The organism is Cryobacterium sp. MP_3.1 (assembly GCF_035984795.1).
Classification (GTDB): Bacteria; Actinomycetota; Actinomycetes; order Actinomycetales; family Microbacteriaceae; genus Cryobacterium; species Cryobacterium zongtaii.
The window spans coordinates 1-15,127 of record NZ_JAXCHV010000007.1; the positions used below are offsets into that span (position 1 = coordinate 1).

Genomic DNA, 15,127 nt, shown 5'->3' on the forward strand with positions numbered 1-15,127 from the left:
TGTTCCAGTCGTGCACGTTCGACCCGGTGGGAGAAGTTCCCGTCGGTGCGGTGGAGCCACTATCCAGCTCGTCGTCCATACCCCCATTCTCTCACGAATCGCACCTATATGCGAGGAATTGTCAACAAGAGCTTGAGCAAATATCGAACACAGTTCTGGGCCAAAAGGGACGGGCAGCGACGGTCTCGACACGCTCGACCGACGGGATGGGCGCGCACTCAAGGTAGGCACTCGGGTTCGAATCCGGCATGGTCACCGCGAAATCGACAGGCACGACAAGCGGGGATGGAACACTGCAGCGCCCGACCAGCGCTCGGACCTCGCGCGCGGGCCGACGCCCTAGAGCTTCTTGCCGGGGTTGAGGATCGAGTGCGGGTCGAAGGCGGCCTTCACCCGCAACTGCAGGTCGCGCAGCACCGGGCCGAGCTCGTCATCGAGGTGTGCCCGCTTGAGCACACCGATTCCGTGCTCCCCCGACGCCGACCCGTCGAGCGAGATCGCCAGGTCGATCACCCTGGCGAACGCCGCGTGCGCCTTGTCGATCTCACCCGGTGCATCGGGGTCGTAGCCGATCACCGGGTGCAGGTTGCCGTCGCCGACGTGGCCGCCGGTGCTGATGGGCACGTCGAGTTCCCGGGATATCTCGGCCAGCCCCTGCAGCAGGGCGCCGAGTTGGGAGCGTGGCACCGTGATGTCCTCGTTCAGGCAGCCGCCACGCACGGCCTGCACGGCCGGGTGCAGCAGACGCCGTGCGCTCATCAGCCGCTCGAGCGACTCGGCATCGTGCGCGATGGTGACCTCGCCGGCTCCGGCGGTTCGCAGCACCTCGGCGTAGACCTCGACGTCGTCGTGGGCCTGGCCGATCTGGTCCGACTGAACGAGCAGCAGCGCGCCCGCCCCGGTCGGCAGAGTCGAGGCCGGATCGAACGCGTTGATGGCGGCGATGCAGGCACCGTCGAGGAACTCGACAACGCTCGGCCGGCGGTCGCCGGCAACGATCGTGTTGGCGGCCGCCAGCGCGTCCGCGGTGTTGGCGAAGGTCGCCGCCACGCCGGAGGGGCTGCCGGGTTTGGGCAACAGGCCCACGGTGATCTCGGTGATGATGCCCAGGGTTCCTTCCGAGCCCACCAGCAACGCGGTGAGGTTGTAACCGGCGACGCCCTTGATGGTGCGCTGTCCGGTGCGCACGATCGACCCGTCGGCGAGCACCACGGTGAGTTGGCGCACGAAGTTGCCGGTGACGCCGTACTTGACGCAGAGCATCCCGCCGGCGTTGGTGGCCACATTGCCCCCGATGGTCGAGGCGCGCCACGAGCCGGGGTCCGGCGGGTAGAACAGGTCAACAGCCTCGGCCGCACGGGCCAGCGCGATGGTGCGCACGCCGGCCTGCACCGTGGCGGTCTGGTTTGCAGCATCGACGGCCAAGATCTTCTTGAGCCGGGTGGTGCTCAGCACGATGGCGCCGTCGATGGCGTTCGCCCCGCCGGCCAGCCCGGTGCGAGCTCCCTGCGGCACGATCGGGATGCGGTGGGCGGCTGCGATGGTGACGACTGCCGCGACCTCTTCGGTGCTGGCCGGAAAGACAACGGCCAGCGGCTCGCCGCTGAAGGTTCCTTCGGACTGGTCCCGACGGTTGCTCTCGGTGCTGGGACCCGTCACGATCTGCGCGGCGGTGAGCACGGCGGAGAGCTCGGTGACAACTGTGGACGCGACGTGGGTCTCGGTCATGAATACCTCTGCTGGAATCGCACCGTCGACCGGTGCCTCATCGACGCGCTCACTCGTCAGACCGCGCCCGGGGCCACAATTCTATGCAGGTGATTTCACCGTGACCGGCGCTTTGGCGAAGCCGGTCCGGTAATTCTGGGCGTAGACACCGCTTTGCATATCTCACCCTCGCCGCGGGCGCTAGGGGCCTTGTGCGCGCATTGTGACCCGGGGAACCGGTTCCGTCACACCCCGAGTTCCGCGCGCAGCGCCCAGGCATTCCGCACCGCGTTGCCGTCACCGTCGTTGTTGAAGTAGGCGAACACCTCCCGGCCCTGGGCCGACCACTCGCGGATGCGGTCTGCCCACCACCGCAGGTCGGCATCGGAATACGACCCCGCGTAGAGGGAGTCATGCGCGGGGCCGTGCAGCCGGAGATAGACGACGGGCGCGGTCGCCCGCAGCACGCAGGGCAGCCCCGCCCCGCTCATCACGCAATACGCGGCTCCGTGCCGCTCCAGCAGGGCGAAGACCTCGTCGGTGAGCCAGCTGTCGTGCCGAAACTCCACCGCCACCCGGATCCAGCGCGGAAGGGAGCCGAGGAAGTAGTCCAGGCGCGCGTCGTCGCGGGTCTGGCCCGGGCCCAGTTGCACCAGAAGAACGCCGCGCCGGTCGCCCAGCTCGTGCCAGCCCGCGCCGATCCGTTCTGCCCAGACCTCCGGCGCATACAGCTTCTTCGCGTGGGTCAGGCCCCGGGGTGCCTTCACCGACATCTGAAAGCCCGGGGGCAACCGGCGGTTCCAGCCCGCGAACACCGTCGTGCGGGGCCACCGGTAGAAGCTCGCATTGAGTTCGACGGTGTCGAAGGCGGCCACGTAGTGCGCCAACCGCTTCGCTGCGGGCAGGCCGACGGGATAGAGCACGTTCTCCCAGTGGTCGTAACTCCAGCCCGAGGTACCGATGTGAATCATCGGTCCGGTCATAACACCGGGTCTGTAGTATTTCAAGTCACGGTCCGGCGACACGACCGGCACGTCTACGCAGCGGGGGTGGCTCGGATTTCAGGGGATGTTCGACACACGTCTCGCCCACGCCTGCCACCGGCGCGCTGGGCGACGGGCCACCGCGCCCGGGTGATCGTGGCCGCGATCACCCTCGTGCTGGTGCTGGCTGTCATCCTGGTCGTACGGGCGGTCTCCCTGGCGGCGGCCCAGAGCGAATACGATGCCGCCGCTGCCGCCTTCCAGAGCGATCAGGCCGCGGCCGTGCGAACCGTCACCGATGGCGAGACCGCGCTCGAGGACGCCATCGCCACCCTGGCCGCCAGCGAGGGCAAGGTCTTCACCGAACAACCCAGACTCGAGCTGGCCGACGCCATCGATATCGCGACCACGCGCCTGAGCGCGGCCGCCCAGGAGCTCACGACGGCGGAGAGCACCGCTGCATCGTCGGCCGCCTCGACCACCCTCTTCGAGATGGGCGTCGGGGTGCGCGATGACGCCCGCGCCCTTTCCGCGTTCGACTTCGGTGCCGCGAACGGCGTCGACGGCGTCGCCGAGGACCTCGCCGTGCCGGTGGCGGCCGTCACCGCCGCCATGGCCGAGTGGCAGGCCGAGCAAGACCGGATCCTGCGCGAGAGGTACACCAACAATGTGCACGCCACGGGCTGGACGCCGGAGCTCGACCAGTGCATCGGCTCCGTGGACGTGACCGCGCACTACCAGGACGTTCCCACCATCGCCGAGCATTGGTCGTGCGGCGGCAAGGACTTTCCGGACGACGCCGGCACCGTGATCACCCTCACCGGGGTGCACGCCGGCACCTACCGGGTGGACGGCATCGTGGTCATGCTCAACGCCGACCGGGACAGCACCGCCGACATTCCGCGGGGCTACGACCTGCTCTATCAGACCTGCCAGAACGGGCAATCCTCGACCATGTCGTTCACGGCCCTGACCAAGATCGCCTAGGCCGGACAGGGATCGGTCGGGCTCAGCTGCCCTGTGGAAGCAGGTCGGTGGCGACCATGTCGATGCTGCGTTCCCAGAGCGCCGTCGCGAGGCCGGCATCCGTCGCCTGATGGTTCGTCGAGTGCACCTTGCGCTTCTCGTAGTACTCGCCCGACTGCCAGTCGACGCCGGCGGCCGTGCTCGCCAGCCAGACCAGGGTGTCCGCGCCCTTCTCCGGCGTGATGAGCATGCGCTTGAGCGCGGTCTGGTAGACCAGCCGCATGATGCTCGTGGAGTCGGTGGAGAAGCTCGTGGCGACCACACCCGGGTGGAACGCCGCCGTGACCAGGCCGCGCGAACTGTAGCGCCGGTGCAGTTCGCGGGTGAAGAGGATGTTGGCGAGCTTCGCATCGCCGTAGGCGTTGTTGGGCGAGTACTTGCGGTCGTTCTCGAGGTCGTCGAGGTCGATTCGACCGAACCGGTTGGCGGTGCTCGACGTGTTGATCACCGACGCCCGGCTGGAGAGCAGGCGATCCATCAGCAGAGTGGTCAGCAGGAACGGCGCCAGGTGGTTCACCTGGAAGGTCTTCTCGTGGCCGTCGACGGTGATCTCGCGGTTGCCCATGATGCCGCCGGCGTTGTTGGCGAGCACGTCGATACGCGGATAGCGCTGCAGGAGTTCGGCGGCCAGGGTGCGCACCTCGGCGAGCCGGCCGAAGTCGGCGATGAAGTGGTCTGCACCGAGCTCGGCGGCGATGGCCTCGGTCTTCTGCGGCGAGCGCCCGACAATCACGATGCGCTCACCTGTCGCTGCCAACGCTCGGGCGGCTGCCGCACCGATGCCGTCGCTGGCGCCGGTGATCACAATGGTTCGGTCGGTCATCTGGTGCTCTTCCGCTCATTTCGGGGCGAGGCATCGTCGACTCACAGTGCCTGAACTCTACTGCGGGCGGCCGGGACGCCGTCAAACGAGCCGCAGCCGAACCGCCGCCGAACCCTGTTGAGGTTATTGATGCATTTATCAGCCCGGTTTCTCGGTACGATGAGGGAATGCAGTTATCGGCACACTCCCACCCGGTCGGCTCCTCGGCCGTGGACCGCGCGTACACCCACGTGGCCGAGGCGATCATCTCCGGCGAGCTCGCAGCGAGCGCCCTGATCACCGAGGGTGATGTCGCTGCCTCCCTCGGACTCAGCCGCACCCCGGTCCGAGAGGCCTTTCTCGCACTGGAGTCGGTCGGCCTGCTGCGGCTCTTCCCCAAGAAGGGCGCCATCGTCACCGCGGTCGACGACACCGAGACCGCCGAGCTCCTGCAGGTGCGCATCCTGCTCGAGACCAAGGCCGTGCAGCTCCTCGGCGAGCGCCCCAGCCAGATCGACGCCGTCGACGCCGAGCTGACTGCCCTGATCCAGACGCAAACGGATGCCGCCGCCGCCGGCGACCTCCTGGCCTACGCCCGCGCCGATCACCGCTTCCACGCGCGGATCGTCGACGAGACCCACAACAGTGTCATCGACGGGATCTACGCCCGCCTCGGCCCCCGGCTCGAACGTCTGGTGCACAGGGTGGCCGCCCGTGACCCCGACAGCATCGACAGGCTCATCGCCGAACACCGCCTCCTGGCCGAGCATCTGCGGGTGGGCGACACCGTCGCCTACGACCACGCGCTCCGGGCCCACCTGGAATCCGGGCACCGCCTGCCCCGGATGCTCTAACAACCGGAAAGAACCATGACCAGCCGCCGTACTCCCCGCTCCACTCCCCCGTGGCACCTCGCCGCACCCGCCCTGTTCGTCATGGCCTGGGGCGGAAACCACTTCACCCCGTTGCTGCACATGTACGAGACCCTCGGCAACTACTCCACGGTGACCGCCGATCTGTTCCTCGGCTTCTACGTCGTCGGCCTGGTTCCCGGTCTCCTGCTGGCCGGGGCTCTCTCCGACCGCCACGGACGCAAGCCCCTCATGGTCGCCGGGGTCCTCGCAGGCATCACCGCGAGCATCCTGCTGGGGCTCGGGTTCTCCAGCGAGGTCGTCATCTGCCTGGGCCGGTTCCTCGCCGGCCTGAGCGTGGGCGTGGCAATGTCGGTCGGCACCGCGTGGATCAAGGAACTCTCGAGCGCCCCGTTCGACCTCGTGGCCCGACCGACCGCCGGCGCCCGGCGTCCCGCGCTCACCCTGACCGTCGGCTTCGGCCTGGGCGCCGGGGTGTCCGGCCTCCTGGCACAGTGGGGCCCGATGCCGACGCTGCTCCCCTACGTCGTGCACATCGTGCTGAGCCTGCTGATCCTGCCCCGCCTGCTGCGCACCCCGGAGACCGTGCCGCACAGCCGGGCACACGGGTCGCTGTGGCTCGACCTGCAGGTGCCGTTGGCCGGCCACCGCCGCTTCCTGCGGGTGGTGCTGCCGACGGCGCCGTGGGTGTTCGGCGCCGCCGGCATCGCCTACGCCATGATGCCCAAGCTCGTGGAGTCGCAGCTCGGCGAGCTCAACCTGGCCTTCGCCACCCTCCTGACCGTGGTCACCCTGGGCACCGGAGCCCTGGTGCAGCCTCAGGTCTCCAGGCTCAACTCGATCACCAACGGCCGGGCTCTCCTGGTAGGCATGGGCCTCATGCTCACGGGCATCCTCAGTGCCGTGGGAACAGCAGTCACCCTCTCCCCGCTACTGGCGCTGATCACGGGCATCGTGCTGGGCGCGGCCTACGGCATCACGGTCGTCGCCGGCCTCGTCGAGATCCAGCGGATCTCCACCGCCACCGACCTGGCCGGCATCACCGGCGTCTACTACAGCCTCACCTACCTGGGCTTCCTGCTCCCGGTGGCCTTCGCCAGCCTGACCGAGTTCGCGAACTACCCGACCATGCTCTCGCTGCTAGCCGCCGCGTGCGCCGGCTGCCTGGCGCTGACCGCGGTGGGACTGCGCCGCGCGTAAGCGGTGAGCGCCGGCTTCAGGATGCTGTCAGGGCGTCGGGCGCGCGGTCGTGCCTCGCTTGTCCTTCGCCTCACGCAGGAACACCAGCGGAAGCAGGAGAGTCGCCACGGCCGTGGTCAGCCAGACCACCAGCGCGGCCAGGATCCAGGTCTGCCAGCCCTCGATGGTGAGGCCGCCCGGGAACAGCGAGGCGATCCACAGCGCGACGAACGTCGACAGCAGGCCGATGCCGCCCAGGAACGCCGGCGCTCCCCGCGCGACGACCTTGGCCAGGAATGGCGAGAGCACGCTCTGGGTCACCGCGAAGACGACCACCGCGGTCACGAATCCGCTCGGGGTGACGGTGAGGTCGGGCAGCACCAGCGACGCCACCCACAGGCCCAGGGCCGCCGAAAGCAGAAAGACCAGCGCGCGCAGCAGGATGCGAATCATGCCGCGATGGTAGCGCCGCCACGGGTCCGCGTCATCCCCGGCCGCCCTGTGGCTGCTCTACCTGCTGTGGGAGGCTCCGCACCGCGAAACGGCCGGCCCGCGGGGCCGGCCGTCGCACTGCGGTGAGAGTCTCGGTCAGCGAGGTCCGCCGGCAGCGCCGCCGCCCATGGTGCCCGTCGCGGCCTCGCCGGCCGTGACGGTGGTCGTGTTCGTCGCCGACGCGTAATCACCGTCGGCATAAACGCCCGGGGCGATTTCGCCGGACGCCGTGCCTCCCACGTGGACGCTGTAGGTCTCGCCCGCGACCAGTTCGTCGGAGGAGAACACCACGGACTGGAAGTCCTTGGCCGACTGGTAGGCCACCACCACGTCACCGGCGCTGTCCACGAGCTGCACGACGGTGCCGGCAGCCGGCGTCGAGTCGAGGGCGATCGCCACGAAGGTCTGCGCTGACCCGGCGTCCGGCGACACCGCCATTCCGGCACTGCCCGCGGCCAGCAGGGCGCCGCCGGTGACGGTGAAGCTACCGTTCACGTCGAGTGCCCCGTTGCCGTTGTCGGTCGGCCCGTTCACGACGAGGATGCCGTCGCTCATGGTCGCCGACCCGTTGGAGTCGAACCCGTCTCCGCCGGCGTCGATCGTGGTGGTGCCGCCGCTGATGGTGATGGTCTCCCCGCCGTCGGCGTCCATACCGCCAACGCCCTGTGCCTCGGTGCCGGTCCCGGTGCCGCTGGACGCGTTGATGCCGTCGTCGCTGGCGGTGATCGAGACCGTGCCGCCGCCGATGCTGATGGCGGTGCTCTCCAGGCCCTCATCCGAGGTCGTGATGGTGGTGTCACCGCCGATGACGTCCAGCGCCGTGTCTGCGTGCACACCGTCGTCACCGGCCGCGAGTCTCACCGTTCCGGAGGCGATCCGCACGGTGCCGTCCGAGTGCAGCGCGTCGTCCGCCGCGTCGACGGTGAGGGTGCCGCCGTCGACGACAGTGACCACCCCAGACTTGACGCCCTTCGCCGACGCGTCCTCCGACACCGCGGTGGTGTGGCCGCCGCCGGATTCGACCGTGACGGTGGCCCCGGCGAACACCACATCGGTGAACGCCTGCAGGCCGTCGCCGCCGGCGATCACCTCGACGGCGCCGCCGATGAGAGCGAGGTAGCCGCGGCTGTCGTCCTCGTCATTGTCGGACTTGAGGCCATCGCCGCCGGCGGTCACCCTGACGGTGCCACCGTCAACCACCAGATAGTCCTTGCCCCGGATGCCGTCGTCCACCGCCGTCACAGTGACGGTGCCCGAGCTGATGATCAGGCCATCCGTGCTCGTGATGCCGTCGTTGCCGTTGCCGGTCACCTCGAGCGACCCACTGCCCGTGATCGTGAGATCGGCCGCGCTGTAGAGCGCCGCGTTCGCGTCGGTGTCCTCGGCGTAGGAGTCGGTGTCGGCCAGGGTATTGGCAGACCCGTCGGGGAGAACGATGATCGCTTCGTCGGCCTCGGTCACCACGAGTGCTGCCCCGGTGGAGTTGCTGACCTCGACGCCGTTGAGGATCAGGCGCACGGTGCCCTCGCCCGAGGAGGCGACGACGATCTGACCGTCCTCCAGGGTGCCGCTCAGTTCGTAGGTGCCGGCCGCGGTGATGGTGACCGTGCTGCCGGCGACGGTCACGGCACCGCCTTCTGCCGACACGCTGTCGCCGGCCAGGGTGATCTGCACCACGTCGGCGGCGTCCCACTCGTCGTCGTCGTCGTCGGCGTGGGTCGCCTGGTTGGCGGCCAGCACTTCGGCGGCCGTGGTGGATTCGTCGATCGCGACCGCGGCGGTGCCGGCGGACGTGGTTCCCGTCGAGTCCGTGGTCGCGGTGACGGCCGTACAGCCGGTCAGCAGTGCCGCGGTGACGAGGAACGGCAGCACCCGGTGGGAGGTCCGGGGAGAGGGGGTCTGGGGAGATTTCTTCATGGGGTACTCACAATCGGTGGGGTCGAACAGGATCAAGGAGTGCGGGGCCGGCTAGCGGAAGTACCGGCGAAGCACCGGCGCCCATTTGTTGTCGGGCAGGTCACTGCGGAGGGCGGCCAAGCCGGTGCCGTACTTCGAGATGGTGGCCGGGCGATGGCCGTGGGCCCAGAGAATCCGGTCAACGGCGGATGCCCGGGAGCCGGACTTGGTCTCTACTATCGACAGCCCCGGCCGGTCAAGCCGGAGCTGCGGGGTGCTCCCCCGGCGAACCGTCGACCACGACAGTCCGGTGTCGATGGTGGCGCGACTGCTGGATTCCGGGAGGAACAGGGTCGTCCGCCGATACCTGGTCGTGAGGGTCGGCACGAGGTCCTGCCCCTCGGCGCCGGTGATGTCGGCCTCGTCGAGCACGGTGTCGGTGTACCGGCGCCCCTCGGTGGTGAGCGTTGCCCTGTCGCCGATCGGATACGGCAGGCGGTCCTTGACCGTCACGCCCCGGCCGCCGCGGGTCTTCACCTCGAGGTAGCTCTGGGCCGAGTCGACGTAGGTGCGGGTGCGGATCTTGAAGCGGCGCCGGCGCGGATGCGCCGCCATCAGGAAGCTGGTGAGATCAGGGGTGTCGAAGTACACCGACTCGTAGGCGCTGGAGCGCACCCCGTCGATGTCGAGCACCCGCACACCGGGGTCCAGGTCGCCCAGGACCGCGTCCAGCTCCGAGCGGGGCACCACGTACTTGCGGTCGATGCGGGTGAGCAGACCGGCCCGGTCGGTGAGCTCGGCCAGGCCGATGGTGCCCAGGCCCGCGAGCGGCACGTCCAGCACCACGCCGGTCGGCACGGCACTCATCGGCACGGCACTCATCGGCTCGTCTCCTGCAGAACCGGCGCCGGCGTGGCAGTCGGGGCACGCCCCGCACCCACCTGGTACCGCACGTCGACGAGGGTGGTGTCGTTCACGAGGTCGAGACTGCGTACGTGCACCCCGTGCACCCGGGCGCCGAGCAGCCCCTCGAGGTGAGCGATGAGAGCGGACTCCTCGGCGAACGCGGCATCCAGCACCACGCTCTGCTGCCGGTAGCTGCGGAACAGGCGCGGGTTGTCGCCGACGTAGACCACGGCGAGGATCAGGGTCATCAGCACCACGGTGAGCACCGTCGGTTCGGCGCTGAGGCCGGCGAGCAGGCCCAGGGCCAGCGCCGCGAAGTAGTAGGCCACCTCGTGCTGCTCGATCTCGCTCGAGCGCAGGCGGATGATCGACAGCACGCCGAACAGGCCAAGGCCGAGGCCGACGCCGACGGTGCTGGACGCGAGCACCTGGGCCACGGCCAGCACGCCGACATTGACCACGAGGTACGCGACAACGAGGTCCCGGCGCCGGTGACGCGGAAAATACAGCCCGAACGTGAGCAGGCTGATGAAGAGCAGATCGATCAGGATGATCGTGGCCTGCAGCATGGTGTCCTCCAAATGAACAATCGGTAACGCAACGTTGTCCATCTAGCCGGACACCCCTATGAGTCGGCTATGCGGCGGTTATGAGCCGCAGTTGAGTCGGCCTGCCGGGTCGGTGATCACCCGAAGCGTCATTCGCACCGGAGGCAACCCGATCTCGCATTGTCAGACCCCGAGGAGTAAACTTCGAACATATGTTCTAACTGTTGAGGTGATGTGCCATGAGTCTGATTAACGAAACCGTCGCGGTCTGGGTATCGCCGGAGGGTTCTCCGGTTCGCCTGGTCTGGCGTGCCCGCCGGTTCAGGGTGACCGACACCCCCACGCCGTTGACGGCGTCGGTGTCGCTGCCCAACGAGCTGCTGTACTTCCTCACCCATCCGCCCAAACCGGTGGCCGCCTGGCGCTGCCAGGGCACCGCCGAGGACGGCACCTCGCTCGTCTTCGACATCCAGCACGACGACGGCGGCGGCCGCTGGCAGCTGCTGCGTGCCTATGACTGAGGGTCCGGTCCGGTTTGACGGTCCATTCCGCAGGCCGGATTGCGGCGCTAGGCTCCCACCGACAAGGGAGGCGCCGTGAGCGACAACAACAGCGAAAACCCGGACCCAGGACCCAAGCCGAGCCTGACCGACAGCCGGTGGGAGGCGCGGATCACCTTCCTGCGCAGCCGGGCGGCGGTGGCTCGTGCCGAGGTGTCCGCGATCGAGGCCATGCATCGCGATCCCGACGTTCTCGAGGACCTACTGGCCAACGCCTCCCCGGACGAGGTGGCGATGGCCGAGGCCGTCGAACACCGGATCAGCGAGCGTGTGATCGCGGCCCGGCAGGTCGCCGACGCCGCAGAGGCCGACTACGAACGTGCCGTGCTCGACGGTGCGGATCTGCGTGGCAACGAGGACCTGGACTAGGTTCGCCGCCTGGCCTCGTCAGCCTGGCTTCGTCACCCTGGCGGGTTGGGGCCATTCGCCGGCCGCCCCCGCCGTCTCGGCCTCCTTGATGCGGTGCACGGTCTTGAGGAATGAATCCGGGTTGAGCGAGATCGAGTCGATACCCTCGCCCACCAGGAACTCGGCGAAATCGGGGTAGTTGCTCGGTCCCTGCCCGCAGATACCGATCTTGATGCCGGCCGCGTGAGCCTTGTCTATGGCCTCGCTGATCATCCGCAGCACCGCCTCATTGCGTTCATCGAAGAGCGCCGCCAGGTCGCCGGAGTCCCGGTCGACACCGAGCACCAGCTGGGTGAGGTCGTTGGAGCCGATCGAGAAGCCGTCGAACCTGGTGGCGAACTGCTCGGCCAGAATAACGTTCGCCGGGATCTCGCACATCATGTACACCTGCAGCCCGTTCTCGCCGCGCACCAGGCCGTTCTCCGCCATCACCGCGAGCACCCTGTCGGCTTCGGTGGTGGTGCGGCAGAACGGCACCATCACGATCACATTGCTGAAGCCGATCCGCTCGCGCACGCGCTTGAGCGCCCGGCACTCCAGCGCGAAACCCTCGGCGTACTTGGCGTCGTAGTACCTTGATGCGCCGCGGAAGCCCAGCATGGGGTTCTCCTCCGCCTGCTCGAAGACGTCGCCGCCGATGAGGTGCGCGTACTCGTTCGACTTGAAGTCGCTCAGCCGCACGATCACCGGGTGCGGGTAGTACGGCGCTCCCAGCTTCGCGATACCCAGAGCCAGGGTGTTCACGAAGTACTCGCCGAGGTCGGCGTAACCGCGGGTGAGCTCGGTGATCTGGCGGAGCACGGCCGGGTCGGTGACCCGCTCCGGATGCACCAGCGCCATCGGGTGGATCTTGATGAGGTTGTTGATGATGAATTCCATCCGCGCCAGCCCCACACCGGCGGTGGGCAGTCTCCACCATTCGAAGGCCGCCGCCGGGCTGGCGATGTTCACCATCACCTGGGTGCGGGTGATCGGCACGGCGCCCAGGTCGATCTGTTCGGTCTCAGAGGCCAGGATGCCGGCGTAGACAAATCCTTCGTCGCCCTCGGCGCAGGAGATGGTGATGGGCGAATCCTCGGTGAGTACCTCGGTGGCATTGCGGGTGCCGACCACCGCGGGCACGCCGAGTTCGCGGCTGACGATGGCGGCGTGGCTGGTGGGGCCGCCGTGATCGGTGACGATGCCGGCCGCCCTGGTCATGATCGGCACCCAGTCCGGGTCGGTCATCTCGGTGACAAGGATGGCGCCGTCGCGGAAGTTCTCGATGTCGGCGGGGTCCCGGATGACGCAGGCCGTACCCGACGCGATGCTGTCGCCGATGGCCACGCCGGAGACCAGGAGCGGTCCGGTCTCGGTGAGGCGGCTGACCGAGAACCGGGTCAGGCTCTTCTGCGAGTGCACGGTCTCCGGCCGAGCCTGCACCAGGAACAGCTCACCCGTGAGGCCGTCCTTGGCCCATTCCATGTCCATCGCCCGGCCGTAGTGGTCTTCGACGATGGTCGCCCACCTCCCGAGCTGCACGATCTCGGTGTTGCTGAGCACAAACGCCCGGCGTTCCCGCTCCGGGGTGTCGATGACCCGGGTGCGTGCGCTGCCGCCCTCCGCGTAGGTCATCTTGCGGTCCTTCCGGCCCAGGGTCTTCTCGATGATGGGCTCGTAGTCTTCTTCGTCCAGCAGTGCCTTGAAGACCAGGTACTTGTCGGGGTCGACGGCGCCCTGCACCACCGTTTCGCCCAGGCCCCACGCCGCGCTGATCACGGCGGCGCCGGGAAAACCGGTGTCGGTGTCGATGGAGAACATCACGCCGGAGCCGGCGAGGTCGCTGCGCACCATCCGCTGCACCCCGATCGACAGGGCCACGTCGAGATGGTCGAACTTCTTCACCTCGCGGTAGCTGATGGCCCGGTCGGTGAACAGCGACGCGTAGCAGCGGCGGCAGGCGTCGAGCAGGTCGCGTTCGCCGCTCACGTTCAGGAAGGTCTCCTGCTGGCCCGCGAAGCTGGCGTCGGGCAGGTCCTCGGCGGTGGCGCTGCTGCGCACGGCGACGGGCAGGTTGGGCACCTCGGCGTCCTTGGACAGGGTGCGGTAGTACACCCGGATGTCCTCAGCGATGGCCGCTGGGAACTCGCCGGCCAGGAAGGCCTCGCGCAGGTTCTGGCCGGTTTCGCGGAGTGACGCAGCGCCGGAGTGGTAGCGGTCCAGCTGCTCACGGATCACCGGTTCCAGGCCGTTGGCCTCGATGAACGCGCGGTAGGCATCCGCGGTGGTGGCGAAGCCGTTGGGTACTCGCACGCCGCGCGCCGAGAGCGAGCGCACCATCTCTCCCAGGGAGGCGTTCTTGCCGCCGACCTGCGGGATGTCCGTCAGGCCGATGGAATTGAACCAGACCACTTCGCGACCACGCATGATTCCTCCTGGCATTGGTGCAGCGCCGCACTCCCCAGCCGCAACTTACTGCTCTGCGGCGGATGCGGCTAGAGTGCCGCGGCCTGCGGGGCCGGGCTCAGCGGCACGTACCGGCGACGGCGATCTGCTCGTCGGTGGGGCGGCCGTAGGCCTCGATGCCCGACCCAGGTTCGTCGAAGCCCTGGCTGATCGACCAGGCCGTGGCCCAGGCCTCCTGATCCTGGCTGAAGGCGGAGCCCGAGAAGAGCGGCCAGCAGTTCTCCCGGTAGACCTGGGTGTGCCCCACCTCGTGGGCGACGACCGCGTGGGCGTCCGAGCCCTCGTACCAGACATTCTCGATCGTGTAGTTGAGGCTGATGATCGACCAGCCGCCGTCGGAATCGTAGGTCTCTGCGGTGCCGGAGAGCCAGTCCGCGCCGAGACCGGACACCTCGGGTGCCCAGATGAACTCCAGGGCGATGCCGTTGCTGAGCGAGCGGGCGTACGCTTCGATCTCCCGCCGCACCGCCCAGGCCGGATCGTTGGCCTCGGCCTGGTGGAGGGCCTCCGAGGAACGCACCTGCGCCTCGGCATCCGTCATCGAGGTCAGGAACACGGCGTCCCTGGCGCTCGACATGGCGGGATCCCGCGCGTACTCGATCAGCCGGATGAGCGGAATCTGCACCGAACGATTGGAGAGTGCGTTGTCAACGATCGTCTGCTCGGCCCGGGTCGCGGCCGCGGAGAAATATGCCGCCTCCGCCGCAACGAGGTCGTCCCGGCCGGTCGTGGCCGCCTGAGCCGACGCGCGAAGCCGGTCCTCGGCACTCTCTGAGTGCCCGGTCAGGCCCTCGATGCGCTCGGCCTCTGCCATGACCTGCCAGGGCAGGCTGTGGTCTGCGTCGCTGACGAGGTCGTCGTTCGCCGGGGGTCTGAGTGCTTCGGCGGTGTCGGAGGCCTCGATGACGGGTTCGAGCTCGGCCTGGAGGTCGCGTAGCACGGCGGCTTCGGGGAGTACGTCTGCAGCGAATGCCGGAGTGGCGGCCACAGCGCGGATTCGCTCGGCGAGCCAGGTCAGGTTGCGCGACCTGGCGTCGGAGGCGTTCCTGGCTTCGGTCTCCTCGCCGACTTGGGCGGTGAGCGCAGAGGTTGCCGTCTCGTAGCGGTCCCGAGCGACTGCGCCCCAACCCCAGAATCCGGCACCGCCCACAGCCACGGCGAGCACCACGGCCAGCGTCGTCAGGATGGTGCGGCGCGTTCTGGGACGGGGCGCGGGAAATGAGGACGACTCGACGGCGGGTGCCGCGAGCGTCGGGTCCTGCGTCACGGCTCCCCCTCGCGTCGGGATCAGCGTAGCGCCCGG

Annotated in this window: 14 protein-coding genes; 5 read left to right on the plus strand and 9 right to left on the minus strand. The window is 68.6% G+C overall.

The window, feature by feature from the left end; genetic code table 11:
• Positions 1–339: 339 nt before the first annotated feature.
• Both RCH12_RS06235 and RCH12_RS06240 read right to left on the minus strand, forming a co-directional pair.
• Positions 340–1,728, minus strand: coding sequence for an FAD-binding oxidoreductase (locus RCH12_RS06235; RefSeq protein WP_327016346.1), 1,389 nt, complete (start codon positions 1,726–1,728; stop codon positions 340–342).
• A 224-nt stretch (positions 1,729–1,952) separates the two neighbouring features.
• Positions 1,953–2,690 (minus strand): DUF72 domain-containing protein, encoded by a 738-nt coding sequence (locus tag RCH12_RS06240; protein ID WP_327016347.1) that lies wholly within the window; start codon positions 2,688–2,690, stop codon positions 1,953–1,955.
• 150 nt (positions 2,691–2,840) lie between these two features.
• Here RCH12_RS06240 and RCH12_RS06245 point away from each other — a divergent pair, with 150 nt between their 5' ends.
• Entirely contained in the window at positions 2,841–3,677 is an 837-nt protein-coding gene (locus RCH12_RS06245) for a hypothetical protein (protein WP_327016348.1), read from the plus strand.
• 22 nt (positions 3,678–3,699) lie between these two features.
• Here the strand turns inward: RCH12_RS06245 and RCH12_RS06250 are convergent, their stop codons facing one another.
• Entirely contained in the window at positions 3,700–4,539 is an 840-nt protein-coding gene (locus tag RCH12_RS06250; protein ID WP_103431598.1) for an SDR family NAD(P)-dependent oxidoreductase, read from the minus strand.
• A 167-nt stretch (positions 4,540–4,706) separates the two neighbouring features.
• On the opposite strand from RCH12_RS06250, the gene RCH12_RS06255 reads away from it, so the two are divergent.
• Together RCH12_RS06255 and RCH12_RS06260 are read left to right on the plus strand one after the other, a co-directional pair.
• The gene (locus tag RCH12_RS06255; protein WP_103431597.1) at positions 4,707–5,372 is read left to right on the plus strand and encodes a GntR family transcriptional regulator; all 666 of its coding nucleotides are present in this window, start codon (positions 4,707–4,709) and stop codon (positions 5,370–5,372) included.
• Positions 5,373–5,387: 15 nt separating this feature from the next.
• The gene (locus RCH12_RS06260; protein WP_088455926.1) at positions 5,388–6,590 is read left to right on the plus strand and encodes an MFS transporter; all 1,203 of its coding nucleotides are present in this window, start codon (positions 5,388–5,390) and stop codon (positions 6,588–6,590) included.
• Positions 6,591–6,617: 27 nt separating this feature from the next.
• On the opposite strand, the gene RCH12_RS06265 is transcribed toward RCH12_RS06260, so the two are convergent.
• The 4 genes from RCH12_RS06265 to RCH12_RS06280 form a co-directional block, all read right to left on the minus strand.
• Complete coding sequence (locus RCH12_RS06265) at positions 6,618–7,022, minus strand: hypothetical protein (RefSeq protein ID WP_327016349.1); 405 nt, start codon at positions 7,020–7,022, stop codon at positions 6,618–6,620.
• A gap of 135 nt (positions 7,023–7,157) precedes the next feature.
• Positions 7,158–8,978 carry a carbohydrate-binding domain-containing protein gene (locus RCH12_RS06270; protein ID WP_327016350.1) on the minus strand — a complete coding sequence of 607 codons (1,821 nt, stop codon included), beginning with the start codon at positions 8,976–8,978 and terminating at the stop codon, positions 7,158–7,160.
• Between the two features lie 51 nt (positions 8,979–9,029).
• The gene (locus tag RCH12_RS06275; protein ID WP_327016351.1) at positions 9,030–9,839 is read right to left on the minus strand and encodes a polyphosphate polymerase domain-containing protein; all 810 of its coding nucleotides are present in this window, start codon (positions 9,837–9,839) and stop codon (positions 9,030–9,032) included.
• A complete protein-coding gene (locus tag RCH12_RS06280) occupies positions 9,836–10,432 on the minus strand; it encodes a DUF4956 domain-containing protein (RefSeq protein ID WP_088457951.1) in 597 nt (198 codons plus the stop codon). Before RCH12_RS06280 ends, RCH12_RS06275 begins: the two co-directional genes overlap by 4 nt.
• Positions 10,433–10,650: 218 nt before the next feature.
• Between RCH12_RS06280 and RCH12_RS06285 the strand changes: the two genes are divergently transcribed.
• Both RCH12_RS06285 and RCH12_RS06290 read left to right on the plus strand, forming a co-directional pair.
• Entirely contained in the window at positions 10,651–10,932 is a 282-nt protein-coding gene (locus RCH12_RS06285) for a hypothetical protein (protein WP_327016352.1), read from the plus strand.
• A 75-nt stretch (positions 10,933–11,007) separates the two neighbouring features.
• Positions 11,008–11,340: a hypothetical protein gene (locus tag RCH12_RS06290; protein WP_088455922.1), complete on the plus strand. Its 333-nt coding sequence runs from the start codon at positions 11,008–11,010 to the stop codon at positions 11,338–11,340.
• Positions 11,341–11,358: 18 nt separating this feature from the next.
• On the opposite strand, the gene ppsA is transcribed toward RCH12_RS06290, so the two are convergent.
• Positions 11,359–13,785 (minus strand): phosphoenolpyruvate synthase, encoded by a 2,427-nt coding sequence (gene ppsA, locus RCH12_RS06295; protein ID WP_088455921.1) that lies wholly within the window; start codon positions 13,783–13,785, stop codon positions 11,359–11,361.
• A 97-nt stretch (positions 13,786–13,882) separates the two neighbouring features.
• Positions 13,883–15,091, minus strand: coding sequence for a hypothetical protein (locus RCH12_RS06300; protein WP_327016353.1), 1,209 nt, complete (start codon positions 15,089–15,091; stop codon positions 13,883–13,885).
• Positions 15,092–15,127: the final 36 nt, after the last annotated feature.